The 15,489-nt window shown below is 64.0% G+C and carries 15 protein-coding genes; 4 read left to right on the top strand and 11 right to left on the bottom strand.

Features of this window, described 5'->3' with window-relative positions; all coding sequences use genetic code 11:
• Window positions 1–5 precede the first annotated feature (5 nt).
• The gene (locus AC1DZP_RS12530; protein ID WP_477302673.1) at window positions 6–965 is read left to right on the top strand and encodes a methyltransferase; all 960 of its coding nucleotides are present in this window, start codon (window positions 6–8) and stop codon (window positions 963–965) included.
• Window positions 966–1,069: 104 nt separating this feature from the next.
• Window positions 1,070–1,639 carry a GNAT family N-acetyltransferase gene (locus tag AC1DZP_RS12525; RefSeq protein ID WP_477302671.1) on the top strand — a complete coding sequence of 190 codons (570 nt, stop codon included), beginning with the start codon at window positions 1,070–1,072 and terminating at the stop codon, window positions 1,637–1,639.
• An 80-nt stretch (window positions 1,640–1,719) separates the two neighbouring features.
• On the opposite strand, the gene AC1DZP_RS12520 is transcribed toward AC1DZP_RS12525, so the two are convergent.
• The 10 genes from AC1DZP_RS12520 to gcvA all read right to left on the bottom strand — a co-directional run bounded on the left by AC1DZP_RS12520 (window position 1,720) and on the right by gcvA (window position 13,250).
• Window positions 1,720–3,123 (bottom strand): MATE family efflux transporter, encoded by a 1,404-nt coding sequence (locus AC1DZP_RS12520; RefSeq protein ID WP_477302669.1) that lies wholly within the window; start codon window positions 3,121–3,123, stop codon window positions 1,720–1,722.
• A 166-nt stretch (window positions 3,124–3,289) separates the two neighbouring features.
• A complete protein-coding gene (locus AC1DZP_RS12515) occupies window positions 3,290–4,876 on the bottom strand; it encodes an FGGY-family carbohydrate kinase (protein WP_477302945.1) in 1,587 nt (528 codons plus the stop codon).
• A complete protein-coding gene (locus AC1DZP_RS12510) occupies window positions 4,870–5,553 on the bottom strand; it encodes an HAD family hydrolase (protein ID WP_477302667.1) in 684 nt (227 codons plus the stop codon). The genes AC1DZP_RS12515 and AC1DZP_RS12510 overlap by 7 nt, the downstream gene beginning before the upstream one ends.
• Before the next feature lie 14 nt (window positions 5,554–5,567).
• Entirely contained in the window at window positions 5,568–7,046 is a 1,479-nt protein-coding gene (locus tag AC1DZP_RS12505; RefSeq protein ID WP_477302665.1) for a mannitol dehydrogenase family protein, read from the bottom strand.
• Between the two features lie 86 nt (window positions 7,047–7,132).
• Window positions 7,133–7,903, bottom strand: coding sequence for an L-iditol 2-dehydrogenase (locus AC1DZP_RS12500; protein WP_477302943.1), 771 nt, complete (start codon window positions 7,901–7,903; stop codon window positions 7,133–7,135).
• Between the two features lie 2 nt (window positions 7,904–7,905).
• Entirely contained in the window at window positions 7,906–8,904 is a 999-nt protein-coding gene (locus AC1DZP_RS12495) for an ABC transporter ATP-binding protein (protein WP_095083372.1), read from the bottom strand.
• A 50-nt stretch (window positions 8,905–8,954) separates the two neighbouring features.
• The gene (locus AC1DZP_RS12490) at window positions 8,955–9,779 is read right to left on the bottom strand and encodes a carbohydrate ABC transporter permease (protein WP_095083370.1); all 825 of its coding nucleotides are present in this window, start codon (window positions 9,777–9,779) and stop codon (window positions 8,955–8,957) included.
• Window positions 9,780–9,790: 11 nt separating this feature from the next.
• Window positions 9,791–10,663 carry a carbohydrate ABC transporter permease gene (locus tag AC1DZP_RS12485; protein WP_095083368.1) on the bottom strand — a complete coding sequence of 291 codons (873 nt, stop codon included), beginning with the start codon at window positions 10,661–10,663 and terminating at the stop codon, window positions 9,791–9,793.
• Between the two features lie 122 nt (window positions 10,664–10,785).
• The gene (locus AC1DZP_RS12480; RefSeq protein WP_477302663.1) at window positions 10,786–12,096 is read right to left on the bottom strand and encodes an ABC transporter substrate-binding protein; all 1,311 of its coding nucleotides are present in this window, start codon (window positions 12,094–12,096) and stop codon (window positions 10,786–10,788) included.
• A 248-nt stretch (window positions 12,097–12,344) separates the two neighbouring features.
• Window positions 12,345–13,250, bottom strand: a complete 906-nt coding sequence (gene gcvA / locus AC1DZP_RS12475; protein WP_477302661.1) for a transcriptional regulator GcvA — start codon at window positions 13,248–13,250, stop codon at window positions 12,345–12,347.
• Between the two features lie 110 nt (window positions 13,251–13,360).
• Between gcvA and AC1DZP_RS12470 the strand changes: the two genes are divergently transcribed.
• Complete coding sequence (locus AC1DZP_RS12470) at window positions 13,361–13,546, top strand: hypothetical protein (protein WP_095084331.1); 186 nt, start codon at window positions 13,361–13,363, stop codon at window positions 13,544–13,546.
• 58 nt (window positions 13,547–13,604) lie between these two features.
• On the opposite strand, the gene AC1DZP_RS12465 is transcribed toward AC1DZP_RS12470, so the two are convergent.
• Complete coding sequence (locus AC1DZP_RS12465) at window positions 13,605–14,564, bottom strand: sugar-binding transcriptional regulator (protein ID WP_457150178.1); 960 nt, start codon at window positions 14,562–14,564, stop codon at window positions 13,605–13,607.
• 256 nt (window positions 14,565–14,820) lie between these two features.
• On the opposite strand from AC1DZP_RS12465, the gene AC1DZP_RS12460 reads away from it, so the two are divergent.
• Window positions 14,821–15,453: an HAD family hydrolase gene (locus AC1DZP_RS12460; RefSeq protein WP_477302659.1), complete on the top strand. Its 633-nt coding sequence runs from the start codon at window positions 14,821–14,823 to the stop codon at window positions 15,451–15,453.
• Window positions 15,454–15,489 lie beyond the last annotated feature (36 nt).

Genomic DNA, 15,489 nt, shown 5'->3' with positions numbered 1-15,489 from the left:
ACAAGATGATCAAAGCGGTGCCCCCCGCCTTGGCGCTTCGAGCCGGGCTGGACCTTGGCATCTTCACCCGGCTCGGTGGCAGCGCGATGACCGCTGACAGCCTCGGGGCCGCGCTCAAAGTCGAGCCCGATCGCCTGTCGCGACTCCTCTACGCGCTCGCCAGCATCGGTTTCCTCGAAGTCGAGGATGGCCAATTTCGCAACGGAGCCGAAGCGTCGGCCTTCCTCGACGCGTCCAAGCCGACCTATCGCGTCGGCGATCATGCGCTCCTGCGCGAGCTCTGGGGAGCCGATCTGCTGACCGCAGAGTCGCTGCGACAGAACCGGCCGGCTGCGCTGCACGATTTTTCCGAAGCAGGCCCCGAGGAAGCGGCGGCCTTCAGCCGCATGCTCGCACCGGGGGCGGTGATTTTCGGCCGACTTCTGGCCCAGGAGATGGACCTCTCGGCGATCGGTTCGGTGATTGACATCGGTGGGGGCCCAGGGACCATTCTCGTCGGACTTCGCGAGCGGTGGCCGCAGATTGCGGCAACGCTGATGGAACTCCCAACGGTCGCAGCGGTCGCGCCAGATATCCTGTCAGAATATGGTGCCGACGACGTGGTCGTCGAAGAGGGGGACATAACTGTCGCGCCATCGGTCGGTCGGCACGATCTGGCGATCCTGAAGGCCGTCGTCCAGGTCCTGCCGCCGGACCAGGCGCGCAGTTCGATCCTGAACGCGGCGCGTTGCCTCACACCGGGCGGCGAGATCGCAATTGCGGGGTGGGGTGTCGTCGATGACGACCGCCTCGGCCCGCGTGAGGGTGTCTTTCTGAATCTCACCTTCTTGAACCTCTATCGCAACGGCGAATCGTACACTGAAGGTCAGTATCGAGCGTGGATGACCGAGGCTGGATTCCGCGATATCTCCAGGTCGCGCCTGACGGACGGCTGCACCTTGTTTCGTGCGCGCCTTGCGGGCTGATTGTTGCTGGATGCCTGGTTTCGGACGCGGGGGCAGGCGCCCATGCGCACACGGCAGTATGCCCGGCCGTTGCATCGGCGCCGCCTCACGTCGAAAATGCCCCCATGGAAGCTGTCCGATTTCCCAGGCTCTCGACACCAAGGCTCGTGCTTCGGGCGCCGAGCGAACGGGATATCCCGGCATGGTTTGCGCGCGCGACGGATGTCGAATCCGCCTCCCTTGCCGGCGATCCCGTTCCCGACGACATAAGCGCAGGCGAACGATGGCTCGCCCTTTCGCGTCAGCGGTTCGCTGACGGCAAGGCGATCAAATGGTCCATAGACCAGGCAGGGGTATCGGACGCGATAGGGACGATAACCCTGTCCTTCGGCGCAACCGACGCCAAGGCAGCGGCATTGGGATTTGTGCTGGCGCGTGCGCATTGGGGGCGAGGCTTGGGCAGCGAGGCGGCGCGCGAAGTCCTCCGCTACGCCTTTGAAACTCTGGCGCTTGAACGGGTGACGGCCGAGGCGGCGGCGCGCAATTTCGCGTCGCTGCGGATATTGGCGAAGCTCGGCTTCAACCATATCGAGAGCTTCATCGATGAGGCCGACGGCGAGCGCTGCGAGCGTTTTGCGCTCGACGGAGACATCGGATCATCACTGTTGGCGAGCAACCCGATGCCGGACTGCTAATGCATTCGTCGCCTCGGTGCCAAGCGTCGGCTCACGGCGCTTGACGACGTTTCGCGGGCCATTGTTTGACGAGCCACGGCTCAGTGCCCAAACGCCAATGGCGGCGCCAGGCGGTCCCGGCGCAGCCAACGCGCCAGAAGCAGCGCCGCCACCACGGCCAGCCCCGACGACAGGCCGATCCAGATGCCGACGCCATGGAGGCCGAAATGGAAGGCGAGCAGCACGCCGAGCGGCAGGCCGATGCCCCAATAGCCGATCGCGGCGTAGATCATCGGCACCTTGGTGTCATGCAGGCCGCGCAGCATGCCGGCGGCAACTGCCTGCGCGCCGTCGAAGATCTGGAACAGCGCTGCAAAGACCAGGAACGACACGGCAAGCGCGATCACCCTGGCATTGGCCGGGTTGGCGAGATCGATGAAGGCGCTGATCAGCAGATGCGGCCACAGGATCATCACCAGCCCCATCAGCGCCATGAACGAAACGCCGATGACAAAGGCGGTCCAGCCGGCGCGGGAGACGCCTTCCGGATTGCCGGCGCCATGGGCCAGGCCGACGCGCACCGTCACCGCCTGGTTGAGGCCGAGCGGCACCATGAAGCTGATCGAGGCGATCTGGATGGCGATTGCGTGCGCGGCTAATGAATCGGCGTCAATCAGGCCCATCAGCAGTGCCGCGGCGTTGAAGATGGTCACCTCGAAGGCCAGGATACCGGCAATCGGCATGCCGAGCCGCAACAGCCCCTTGAAGCGCGGCCAGTCGGACCGCCAGAAGCGCCCGAACAGACGGTAGCGCCGGAACTTCTTCTCCAGCATCACCACGACAGCCATGCCGACGAACATCAGCGTGCTGGACAGCGTGGTCGCAAGCCCTGAGCCGGCAATCCCCATCGATGGCACGCCGAGATTGCCGAACATGAACACCCAGTTAAAGAGGGCGTTGCAGGCGACGGCGACGAAGACGATGATCAGCGCCCAGCCCGGCCGCTCCAGCGCCGAGATGAACGAGCGCAGCACGATATAGCCGTAGAAAGGCAGCACCGCCCATTCGAGCCAGCGCAGATAGATGCCGGCCTGATGCGCCAGCGCGGGTTCCTGGCCCATCGCCAGCAGAATGGCCTCGCCGTGCCAAAGCACCAGCCAGATCGGGATTGAGATCAGGATCGCCAGCCACAGGCCCTGGCGCACGGTGCGGCGCAGATCGCGCACCGAATGGCGGCGGCGGCCAAGCTCGGTGGCAATCATCGGCGACGTCGCCAGCATCAGGCCGAGCCCGAAGATCAGCGGCATGAAATAGAGGTTGGCGCCGAGCGCGCCGCTGGCCAGCGTGTCCGCCCCCAGGCGACCCATCATCATGACGTCGGTTGCCGTCATGGCGGTCTGGCCGAGATTGGTCAGCACCATCGGCCAGGCGAGCGCCAGCGTCGCCCTGATTTCCTGACGCCAAAGATTTTCCGGCGCGCGAGCGCCGGCTTCGATCGCAGACATTGTTCCGCTCTTTCCAGTGCGGCACGTCGGCGAGGAGCCGGAAGCCGCATTTCAAACGGCAAAACCTTCGGTTTCGCAGCGTTTGCGTCAGCTTTTGGACGAAACGCGACATGAAGGCAAGAGAGGAGGGGCCGGAACAGATTGAGCCAGCGATCGGCTCGCGTTCCTACCGGATCGCGTCCAGCATCTGCCGCTGCCGGTGCATTTCGAGGAAAACCCTGTAATCGCGGTCGAAACGCCCGGCCGATTTCGGGTTCGACGCACGCGTCCTGCCGCCCTGCTGCATGGCAAGGCAGGCGGCGTTGAGGTCGGGGAAAATCCCGGCCGCGGTGGCGGCGACCATGCCGGTGCCGAGCAGCACCGCTTCGTCGGCCAGCGGCTCGACCACCGTGCAGCCGGTGGCGTCGGCATAGAGCTCCATCAAGAGCGGGTTCTTGGTGTGGCCGCCGGTGACATGCAGCGTGTCGATCAGGTAGCCGTTTTCGTTCAGCGCCTCCAGCACATGCCGTACGCCGAGCGCAATGCCGACAGCGGTGCGCCAGTAGAGCTTGCACAGGCTGTCGAAGGACGAGTCCAGTGTCAGCCCGCTGACCACACCGACCGCGTGCGGATCGGCGAGCGGCGACCGGTTGCCGTGGAAGTCCGGCAGCACATGCAGCCGTGCCGCGAGCGCCTCGCCTTCGGCGGTGCGCAGTTCGGCGACACGCCTGGCGATCTTGGCATGCATGGCGGCGTCCGGCTCGCCGCCGGCGCCGTGCCAGCGGATGATATGGTCGAGCAGGGCGCCGGTGGCGGACTGCCCGCCCTCCGAGAGCCACAGCTTCGGCAGCGCCGCGCCGTAGTAGGGACCCCAGACCCCGGCGAAGGGCTGTGGATCGGGCGACATCGCCATGACGCAGCTCGACGTGCCGGCGATCAGCGCCAGGTGGCGGCCGATGTCCTGTTCGTCGCCGGCAAACCCGCCGAGCACGCCAAGCGCGCCGGCGTAGGCATCGATGACGCCGGCGCCGACCCGGCATTTCTGCGTGAGGCCGAGATCCGCCGCCGCTTGCGCCGTCAGCGGCCCGATATCGGTGCCCACCGGACTGGCCCTCTCGGGCAGGTTCCCATGCTCGAAAAGATCGTCGAGGCCGACGAGCTCGAAGAAATCGCGGCGCCAACCGGTCTCCTCATGCGCCAGATAGGTCCATTTGGCGGTCAGCGTGCATTGCGAACGAGCCAGGGATCCGGTCGCCTGCCAGGTCAGGAAGTCGGTCAGGTCGAATAGATAGCCGGCTTCATTCCAGATCTTCGGCAGGTGCCGTTTCAGCCACATCAGCTTCGGTGTCGCCATTTCCGGTGACATGACGCCGCCGACATAGTCGAGCACGGCGTGGCCGCTGGCCGTGCATTCGTCGGCCTCGGCGATGGCGCGGTGGTCGAGCCAGACAATGGTGTCCCAACGCCTGTCGCCGGTGACCGAGACGCTGAGCTGGTCGCCTTGCCGGTCGCGCACCACCAGCGAACAAGTGGCGTCGAAGGAGATGCCGACGACATCTTCGGCGGCGACGCCGGCTTTCTCGCGCGCGGCACGCACGGCGATGCAGACGGCGGACCAGATATCGCGCGAATCATGCTCGGCGTGATCGGGCTTCGGCTGGTTCATGGCGATCGGCCGTTCGGCACGGCCGAGCAAGGTGCCGCTGGTGTCGAGAATGCCCGCGCGAGCGCTCCCGGTGCCGACATCGACCGCGCAAACGAACTGTTTCAAGATGCTCTTACTCTCGCTCCCAGGCCTGCAATCAGATCGGGCAATTGCAGCATGTCAGCGAATATAAAGTCCGGTTCACTCGACGCAAGCCGCACTTGCAAGCTCGGGTTGCCGGCATGCGAGCCGCCGGTGAAGGCAAAGACGCGCATGCCCGCCGCCCGCGCCGCCGCGATACCGGCCGGGCTGTCCTCGACGACGAGGCATTTGCGCGGATGGGCCCGCATGCTGGCGGCGGCATGGAGGAACAGATCCGGCGCGGGCTTTCCCGTGGTTACCATAGCGGCGCTGAACAGATGCGGCTCCATCAGCCCGAGCAATCCGGTGACGTCGAGGGCGTAGCGGATGCGGTCGAGCGTGCCCGAGGACGCGACACAGAACGGCAGCCCGAGCCTCGGCAGCATCTCCTTGACACCAGGGATCGGCTTCAGCTCCTCGCGAAACCTGCGCATCAATTCGACGCGCATGTCGGTGAGCTGGCTGTCGGTGATTTCAAGCCCGAAGTCGCGGCCGAGGATCTCGCGCACGCTTTTCATGCTCTTGCCGAGGAAATGCTCGTAGGCGGTGTCCTCACTGACGCTGCCGCCGGCAAGCCGGATCATGCCAAGCAGCGCCGAGACGGAGAGCGCCTCGCTGTCGACCAGCACGCCATCGCAGTCGAAGATGACCAGTTCAGGCGTCATGGCGCCGAATGGTCTCAGAGCGCGCCGGCGAGGTAGCGCGTCAGCGTCGCGCGCGTGCCGCTCGCCCACAGCACGTTGAGCGCATGGGCGAAGGCCTCGACGAACGCCTTGGCGCGGCCGACATCGCCATAGATGTCCTCCATGGCAAGCCAGGCGGCGGGCGCGTCCTTTGCCGCCTTTGCCGTCGCCTGCAGCCGGTCCCAGCTCGGATCGTTGGGCTCGATGACGGCGCCGCTGTCCGTCGTGCCGAAGCAGTAGCGGCACCAAAGGGCCGATTCCAGCGCCAGGCCGGCGACTCCCTTTCCGGCCTTCAGCCGGTCGGCAATGGTCGGGATGATGAATTTGGGCTGGCGGTTGGAGCCGTCGAGGCAGAGCCGGCGCACCGTGTCGCCGATCTTGGGATTGGAAAAACGGCTCTCGATGAGCTGGTAATAGTCCTCCAGAATGGTGTCCGGCACCGGCGGCACGGTCGGAATGATCTCTTCCCGTTCGAGCTTGGCCAGAAAGCCGCTGACCAGTGGTTCCTGCATCGCCTCATGGACGAAATGGATGTCCATCAGCCCGGCCGGATAGGCGATGGTGGCATGGCCGCCATTGAGGATGCGGATCTTCATCAGCTCGTAGGGCGCGACGTCCTTGACGAACTGTACGCCGACCTTTTCCAGCGGCGGCCGGCCGTCGGTGAAATGGTCTTCCAGCACCCATTGCCGGAACGGCTCGCAGAACACCGGCCAGTTGTCCTCCAGCCCGAACTCGCTGGCCAGGATGCCGCGTTCCCGATCCGTGGTGGCCGGCGTGATGCGATCGACCATGCCATTGGGAAAGGCGACATGCTCGCTGACCCAGTTTGCCAGATCCTCGTCGATCAGCCGGGCAAGGCCGATGACGCCATCGGAGGTGACGTGGCCATTGTGGGGAATGTTGTCGCAGGACATGACGGTGAACGGCACGACGCCGTCATCGCGCCGGCGGACCAGCCCGGCGAGGATGATGCCGAACACCGTCTTCGGCGTGGCGCCCGGCTGCGCGTCGGCGACGATGTCGGGATGGGTCGGGTTGAAGACGCCGGAAGCCGGGTCGATGAAGTAGCCGCCTTCGGTGATGGTCAGCGAAACGATCTTGATCGCCGGGTCGGCGAGCCGTTCGATGATGCCGGCCGCATCGCCCGGCATCAGGAAGTCGATCATGACGCCGGTGACGCGGGCACTCATATGGCCGCTATCCTGTTCGACCACGGTGGTCAGCCAGTCCTGCTCCTCCAGTTTGCCGCGGCCGATCTTCTCGCCCTCGAACACGCCGGCGCCGACCAGCGCCCACTCATGCCCGATTCCCGAATTGAACAAATCGTCGAGATAGACGGCCTGATGCGAGCGGTGGAAATTGCCGACGCCGAAATGGACGATGCCGGGCTTGAGCGCCGCGCGGTCGTATTTGGGACCGGCAACCTTGGCGGGCAGCTTGGCGAGGTTGGAAGACGAGAGTTTCACGGTCATCTGTTTTACCCTTTGGCCGGCTTCGGCCTTCGTTTGTCGGCCTCTGCTCCCCGCGGAGGGACGAGGAGCAGAGACCACCCCCGCCCTCAACTCATCCACTGGCCGCCATCGACATTGTAGGTCTGGGCGACGATGTATTCGGCATCGCTGCTGGCGAGAAAGACCGCCATGCCGATGAGGTCCTGCGCCGTGCCCATGCGGCCATACGGCACCGCCTCGCCAACCAGCCTCTTCTTCTCGCCCTTCGGCCGGTTTTCATACTTGGCAAACAGCGAATCGACGTGATCCCAGTGCTCGCCGTCGACGACCCCAGGGGCAATCGCGTTGACGTTGATGCCGTGCTTGATCAGGTCGAGCCCTGCCGATTGGGTCAGCGAGATGACGGCGGCCTTGGTGGCGCAATAGACGCCGACCAGCGCCTCGCCGCGCCGCCCGGCCTGGCTCGCCATGTTGATGATCCTGCCGCCCTTGCCCCGCGCGATCATCGAGCGGGCAGCGGCCTGCAGCATGAACAGCGTGCCGGCGACGTTGACGGAAAACAGCTTGTCGTAGCTTGCCTTGGTGATCTCGACGATCGGCGCCAGATCGAACAGAGCGGCATTGTTGATCAGGATGTCGAGGCCGCCGGTCGTCGTCTCGACGGTTCTCACCGACGCCTCGATGGAGGCGATGTCGGTGACGTCGAGCTTGACCGCATAGGCCTTGCCGCCGATCTCGGCGGCTGTCTTCTGCGCAGCCTCGAGATTGATGTCGGCAATGGCGACGGTGGCGCCTTCGCCGGCATAGGCTTCGGCGAAGGCTCTGCCGATGCCACGGGCCGAACCCGTGATCAGCGCGGATTTGCCGGCCAGGCGCATGCTCACATCGCCTTCCCGTCGGCACCGAAGCGATGCAGCTTGGCCTTGTCGGGGGTCAGGTAGATGGTGTCGCCGTGATGGACGGCGAGTTCGCCGTCGGCGCGCACGGTCAGCGGACCGACGCCATCAGCCTGGACATGCAGGAAGGTGTCGGAGCCGAGATGCTCGGCAACACCGACTATGGCTTTCCATTCGCCCGCCGTGGTCGAGATCTCCATGTGCTCGGGACGGATGCCGATGGTCTTGGCGCTGTATTTGGCCGCTGGCGCCCCTTCGATCAGGTTCATCTTCGGCGAGCCGATGAAGCCGGCGACGAACAGGTTGCGCGGCGTCTTGTAGAGCTCCATCGGCGAGCCGACCTGCTCGATGTTGCCGGCGTTCAGCACGACGATCTTGTCGGCCATGGTCATGGCTTCGACCTGGTCGTGGGTGACGTAGATCATCGTCGTCTTGAGCTGATGATGCAGCTCGCTGATCTCCAGCCGCATGGTGCCGCGCAGGGCGGCATCGAGGTTGGACAGCGGTTCGTCGAACAGGAAGGCCGAGGGCTGGCGCACGATGGCACGGCCGATGGCGACGCGCTGGCGCTGGCCGCCGGAGAGCTGGCCGGGCCGGCGTTCGAGATAGTTGGTGAGGTTCAGGACGCGCGCCGCATCCTTCACCTTCTTGTCGATGGTCGCCTGGTCCTCGCCCGCCATCTTCAGCGGGAAGGCGATGTTCTTGGCCACCGTCATGTGCGGATAGAGCGCATAGGATTGGAACACCATGGCCAGCTTGCGCTTGGCCGGCGCCTCGCCGGTGACGTCGCGGCCATCGATGTTGATGGTGCCGCCGCTGGTGTCCTCCAGCCCGGCGATCAGGCGCAGCAGCGTGGACTTGCCGCAACCCGACGGGCCGACGAAGACGACGAACTCGCCATTTTCGATCACAAGATCAAGGCCGGGGATGATGATCGTCGATCCAAAATGCTTGGAGACGTTCTTGAGCGTGATGTTTCCCATAGTTTCCTCCCCGAGGGCTATTTCTGCCGGATTGCTTCAGGCAATTTCTGTTACTTCACCGCACCAAATGTCAGGCCGCGCACCAGCTGCTTCTGGCTGAACCAGCCCATGATCAGGATTGGGGCGATGGCCAGCGTCGAGGCGGCCGAAAGCTTGGCCCAGAACAGGCCTTGCGGGCTGGAGAACGAACTGATGAAGGCGGTCAGGGGTGCGGCGTCCGTGGTGGTCAGCCGGATCGTCCAGAACGCCTCGTTCCAGGCCAGGATGATGTTCAACAGCATGGTCGAGGCGATACCCGGCACCGCCATCGGCGTCAGCACATAGACGATCTCGTTCCACAGCGAAGCGCCGTCCATGCGCGCCGCTTCCAGGATCTCGCCCGGGATTTCGCGGAAGTAGGTGTAGAGCATCCACACCACGATCGGCAGGTTGATCAGCATCAGCATGACCATCAGGCCGACGCGGCTATCGAGCAGCCCGAAGTTGCGGAAGATCAGGTAGATCGGGAACAGCACGGCGACCGCCGGCATCATCTTGGTGGACAGCATCCACATCAGGATGTCCTTGGTCCGCTTGGTCGGCGAGAAAGCCATCGACCATGCCGCCGGAATGGCGACCAGCAGGGCCAGGATGGTCGAGCCGACCGAGAGCAGCACCGAGTTGAAGAAGAACTTGAAGTAGCCGCTCTGCGCCTGAACCTCGGTGTAACTCTCGAACGTTCCCGACGGGATCAGGTTGAAGCCCTGGATCGCTTCCTGCTCCGACTTGAACGAGGTGATGATCGTATAGAGGATCGGGAAGAAGATCAGCAGCGCGACGATCCAGGCGGCAACGGTCGCGATTGTCTTGTGCTGGGTGGTGACTGCACGTGCCATCTCAATCTCCCTTACTTGTCCAGGTTCTTGCCGACGGCGCGCATGGCGAAGAAGGCAACGATATTGGCGAGAATGACAGCGATGATGCCGCCGGCGGATGCCTGGCCGATTTTGAACTCCAGCAAGGCCTTCTGGTAGACCAGGAAGGGCAGGTTGGTGGAGGCGTATCCAGGGCCACCATTGGTGGTGACGAGGATCTCGGCATAGACCGACAAAAGGAAGATCGTCTGGATCAGGATGACGACGGTGATGGCGCGCGACATGTGCGGCAGCGTCAGATGGATGAAGCGGCTGATGAAACCGGCGCCGTCCATTTCGGCGGCTTCCTTCTGCTCACCGTCGAGCGACTGCAGCGCGGTCAACAGGATCAGCGTCGCGAAGGGCAGCCATTGCCAGGCGACGATGATGATGATCGCTGTCATCGGATGCTGCCCGAACCAGTCGATCGGCTGGGCGCCGAAGAAGCGCGCTATGTCGGCAAAAATCCCGTATTGCGGGTGCATGATCATGTTCTTCCAGACCAATGCGGCCACCGGCGGCATGACGAAGAACGGCGAGATGACGAGGATGCGGACAATGCCTTGGCCCCACATCGGCTGATCGATCAAAAGCGCCAGCAGGATGCCGCCGATCACTGTGATCAACAGCACGCTGATCACCAGCGTAAGCGTGTTGAGGATCGATTGCAGGAAGGCCGGGTTGGAATAGAACAGCGCGTAGTTCGAGAAGCCGACGAACCCGTCGCGGATCGGATTGAGCGGGTTGTACTGCTGGAAGGAGAACCACAGCGTGAGTGCCAGTGGAACAACCATCCAGACCAGCAGGAGCACGACAGATGGCGCCATCATGAAACGGGCAAGCGAACGGGTCTGCTGAGTAGCCATGACGGTCACCCTTCAATGGTCAGACTGAATTTTCAAAAGGCGTTAAAGGCGGCCGCCCGAACTGGGACTCGGGCGGCCGTTGCCGGTCAAGGAGGCGACCGGCATTCGGCACCGGGAGGAGCCTACTTGATATAACCGCCTTCGGTCATTGCCGCGGTGGCAGCGTCCTGGGCCTGCTTCAGGGCATCGTCGACGCTCGACTGGCCGGCAAGAGCCGCCGAGAAGAGCTGGCCGACAGTGGTGCCAAGTCCCTGGAATTCAGGGATGGCGACGAACTGCACGCCGACATAGGGCACCGGCTTGACGGTCGGATGCGTTGGATCGGCGGCATTGATCGAGTCCAGCGTCATCTTGGCGAACGGAGCCGCCTTCTGGTAGTCGGCATTGGCGTAGAGCGAGGAGCGCGTGCCGGGAGGAGCATTGGCCCAGCCTTCCTTCGAAGCCACCAGGTCGGCGTAGTGCTTGCTGGTTGCCCAGGAAACGAACTTCTCGGCGGCATCTGCCTTCTGCGTGCCGGCGGGAATGGCCAGCGACCAGGCCCACAGCCAGTTGCCGCGCTTGCCCAGGCCATTATCGGGCGCCAGCGCATAACCGACCTTGTCGGCGACGGTGGAGTTCTTCGGGTCCGAAACGAAGGACGCGGCGACCGTGGCGTCGATCCACATGCCGCATTTGCCCTGCTGGAACAGCGCCAGGTTTTCGTTGAAGCCGTTGGACGATGCGCCCTCAGGACCGTCGGCCTTCATCAGGTCGACATAGAACTGCAGGGTGTTCTTCCATTCGGGCTGGTCGAACTGCGGCTTCCAGTTCTCGTCGAACCAGCGTGCGCCGAAGGAGTTCGACATGGCGGTCAGGAAAGCCATGTTCTCGCCCCAGCCGGCCTTGCCGCGCAGGCAGACGCCGTTCACGCCATTGGCGCGGTCGGTCATCTTGTCGGCGGCCTGCTTGATGAAGTCCCAGGTCGGCGCGTCGGGCATCTTCAGCCCGGCCTTGTCCATCAGGTCCTTGCGGTACATGACGAAGGAGCTCTCGCCGTAGAAAGGCGCTGCATAGAGCTTGCCGTCAACCGAAAGACCGCCTGATATGGCCGGGATGATGTCCTTGGCGTCATAGTCGTCGCCGAGCTTGTCGAGCGGCAGAAGCCAGCTCTGCTTGGCCCAGATCGGGACTTCATAGGTGCCGATGGTCATCACGTCATACTGGCCGCCCTTGGTGGCGATGTCGGTGGTGACACGCTCGCGCAGCACATTTTCTTCGAGCGTGACCCAGTTGAGCTGGATGTCGGGGTTAGCCTTGGTGAAGTCTTCCGTCAGCTTTTGCATGCGGACCATATCGCCATTGTTGACGGTGGCGATGGTGATGGATTCGGCATGTGCGGCGAAGGCAAGAGCGCTGGCCGACAACAAGCCCAGGGTGAGCGTGCGAAGTTTCATCAAATTCCTCCCATGAACCAAGATGAGCATTTGCCTTGGCTTTGAGCAATTACTCACCTGACGTCAATTATGTCAAGCCGGATTCGATGCTGCAGCGCAGCACCCGGCGGTGTCGGCGGACCATGTGTGCGTGGAAATGCCAAGCCGACTTCGCCGGTCCTGCGCATTCAGGCGACAGGACAGCTATTCAGGCGACAGGACAGCTATTCAGGCGACAGGGCAGGATTGGCTTGCCGGAGACTTGCCTGTCAGCAGGCGATTTCGGCCAGCAGCCAGTCGCGGAAGGCGCGGATCTTCGGCACGTTGCGGCGCGCCTGGGGATAGACCAGCCAATAGGCGTGGCCATCGTCGCCCACCAGGTCGAAAGGCTGGATCAGGCGGCCGTCGGCGAGTTCCGCCTTGAACAGCGCCCGGGTCAGGATCGCCACGCCATGGCCGGCGATGGCTGCATTGGCCTCATAGGCCTGCGCGCCCATGCTGCTGCCGGGCCGTTTGGCAAGGTCGTGCGAGTTCACGCCGGCAGCCGAAAACCACTCGGTCCACCAGATGTCGCCGGGATCGAGGATCGGCAGCCGCAACAGGTCGGCCGGCTCTTTGACGCCGCCGATGGTCGCCGCGAGTTTCGGGCTCAGCATCGGCGTGAAATCGGCATCGAGCAGCTTGTAGGCTTCCAGGCCCGGCCATTTGCCGCCCCCCGAACGGATGGCGAGATCGATATCCTCGCGGGCGAAGTCGGTCAGGCGGCTTGACGTCTCGAGCCGAACGGCAATGGAGGGATGAGCGATCTGGAACGAGCCGAGATGGTGCGCCAGCCAGTTCGAGGCAAAGGTCAGCACCGTGGTGACGCACAGCAGCCCGTCGGCGCCGCCACGCGCCGCGGCGTAGGCCTGGCCAAGAAGGGCAAAGGCTTCGCTGACCCCCGGGGCAAGACGCTGTCCGGCCTCGGTCAACACAATCTGCCGCGGCCGCCGCAGGAACAGCGGCGCGCCGACGCGCTCTTCCAGCACCTTGATCTGATAGCTGACCGCCGCCTGCGTCATGGCGAGCTCCTCGGCGGCCTTGGTGAAGGAAAGATGCCGCGCCACCGCGTCGAACACCCTGATCGCTTGCAGCGGCGGGAGTTGGGAGAGCTGTCGCGAGCTGAGGTCAGGCATAAAACCTCCTTATGGGTCATAACAGATGTTCGATTGGCAAAGCCGGCCGGCAAGACCGACATTCAGGGTCAACCATTCATTCGGGTTCAGGATAGCGAAGGTTGACGATCATGACCATGGCGCAGCAAAAGTGCACTCCCGCTCCGGATCATCGCTGGATTTCGTGGCTCACGGACGGATTGGGTTGGTTCGCAATCAGAAAACGGACGCATCTCGACATCAGGGACCTGTCGCCGCATCTGCAGCGCGACGTAGGCTTCCTCGACGGCAACGACCCTTTCGGGCGGGGCAAATAGCCCGGCTGGCTTTATCCGAAATCAGTCGCACCGGCGTCTGCGATCGATGGCAGCCCGGTTAGACGCTGGCCAGCAGGGCAGCCGCCGTCCGCTCGTCGGTGATGAGGCCATTGATCAGCCGCCGGTTGGCCGCCGCCAGGATACCCGGCAGTTTTCGTTCGCCCATCGCCAGTGCAATCACCAGTGATTTTTCGCGCGATGGCAGCGAAGCCGACGACACCCGGTCGTTGGTGATGCCCTCGATCATGCGGCCTTCGCGATCGTAGACCCAACCGACGATTTCGGCGATGCCGCCGGCCTTCTGCAGCGCCTTCAGCTCACTTTCCGAAATGAAGCCGTCCTCATAGAGCGGTGCCTTGGGGCCGAGATCGCCAATGCCGATGAAAGTGACGTCGGCCTCGGCGGCCAGCGCCAGCGTCGGCTGGATCATCGGCTGGTTGAGCAGCATCTCGCGCTCCTCCGGCGAAGAGGCGATGACCGGAAGCGGCATCGGGAAGGATCGCGCCTTGACCCTGTCGGCCATGGTGAAGATGACGTTGTAGAAGGCGGCCGAGCCGTCCGGCGAGATGTTGCCGGTCAGGGACACCACCTTGTGCTGCGGGCATTCCATAGGCGGCAACTGTTCGATCGCCGCTTTCAGCGTGCGGCCGGTGCCGATCGCCATGACGATCGGCGTCGGCGAGCGCAGCCGCCTCTCGATCTCGGCCGCGGCCGCTTCGGCGATGCCGATGGTGGTGGAAGATGAATTGGGATCGCTCGGCACCACCTCGACCAGGTCGAACGCGAAGCGCGATCTCAACCGCGCCGCCAGATCGAGGCAGTTGGCGATGGGATGGTCGACACGGACCTTGATCAAGCCTTCCGACACCGCCAGCGACACCAGCCGCTGCGCCGTCTGCCGCGAAATGCCGAGCGTGGTGGCGATCTGGTCCTGCGTGTTGCCGGCAACATAATAAAGCCAGCCCGCGCGCGCCGCGTCGTCCAGCCTGTTGCTGCCGCCATCCTGCCGGGTATTCACGTCCTGCCTCCGCAAACCGCCGGTCATGAGCGCGGTCCGCTTCTACTCTCGCAGGGAACGGCCTGCTGCGCAATTGTCAATCTCAAGGGCAATTGCTTGCAACCCTCGGCACACACGGCGCGAGGATTTCGTTCTCCGGCGATGATCGCGCGGGAGAAAGACCATCGCTTCGGCTCCGACAGCCGGCACGTTCTGCGATCGGGAAGGTTTATCTCCCCGCGCAAACCCTTTAAGGGATCGCAAAAAGGAGCCTTGCATGACGCCGAAAGCGGTTTTCTGGGATATGGACGGCACGCTGGTCGACAGCGAACCGCTGCACGAGGCCGCTTTGGTGGCGGCGATGCGCAATGTCGGTCTCGTCCCGCCGGCCGACCTGCATGAGCGCGTGCTCGGCGTCGCCGCCTGGCCGGTCTATGAGATGATGCGCGACGAGTTCGGCCTGGACCTGCCGTTCGACGACTGGATCATCCGCAAATACGAGCACTATCTTCCGCTGGTCGAGCGCTTGCAGCCGCGCCCCGGTGCGATCGAAATCTTCAACGACTTGCGGGCAAGGGGCGTGGCGCAAGCCGTGGTGTCGAATTCGGACCGCATGATCGTCGACGCCAACCTTCGCATGGTCGGGCTGACCTATCCCGGCATGAAGACGATCAGCCGCAACGATGTGCGCGAGGGCAAGCCGCACGCCGAACCCTTCCTGCGCGCCGCGTATCTCGCTGGCGTCGCTCCCGCGCAGGCGATAGCGATCGACGACAGCTGGCCGGGCGCCATGGCGGGGCTGGCGGCAGGCATGACGACGATCTTCTGGCCGGAAAAGCCGATGGAAGGCCCGCCCGGTGCTATCGTCATCAACAGCGCCGAGGAATTGCGTAAAGAACTGGCTCTCTGATCGAACTCACAAACGTCGGCGCCGCCCCTCATCCGG

The sequence above is a fragment of the Mesorhizobium sp. P2_F8 genome, from assembly GCF_056403655.1.
The sequence above is the reverse complement of the archived record's forward strand: the minus strand, read 5'-3'. Positions and strand labels throughout refer to the sequence as shown.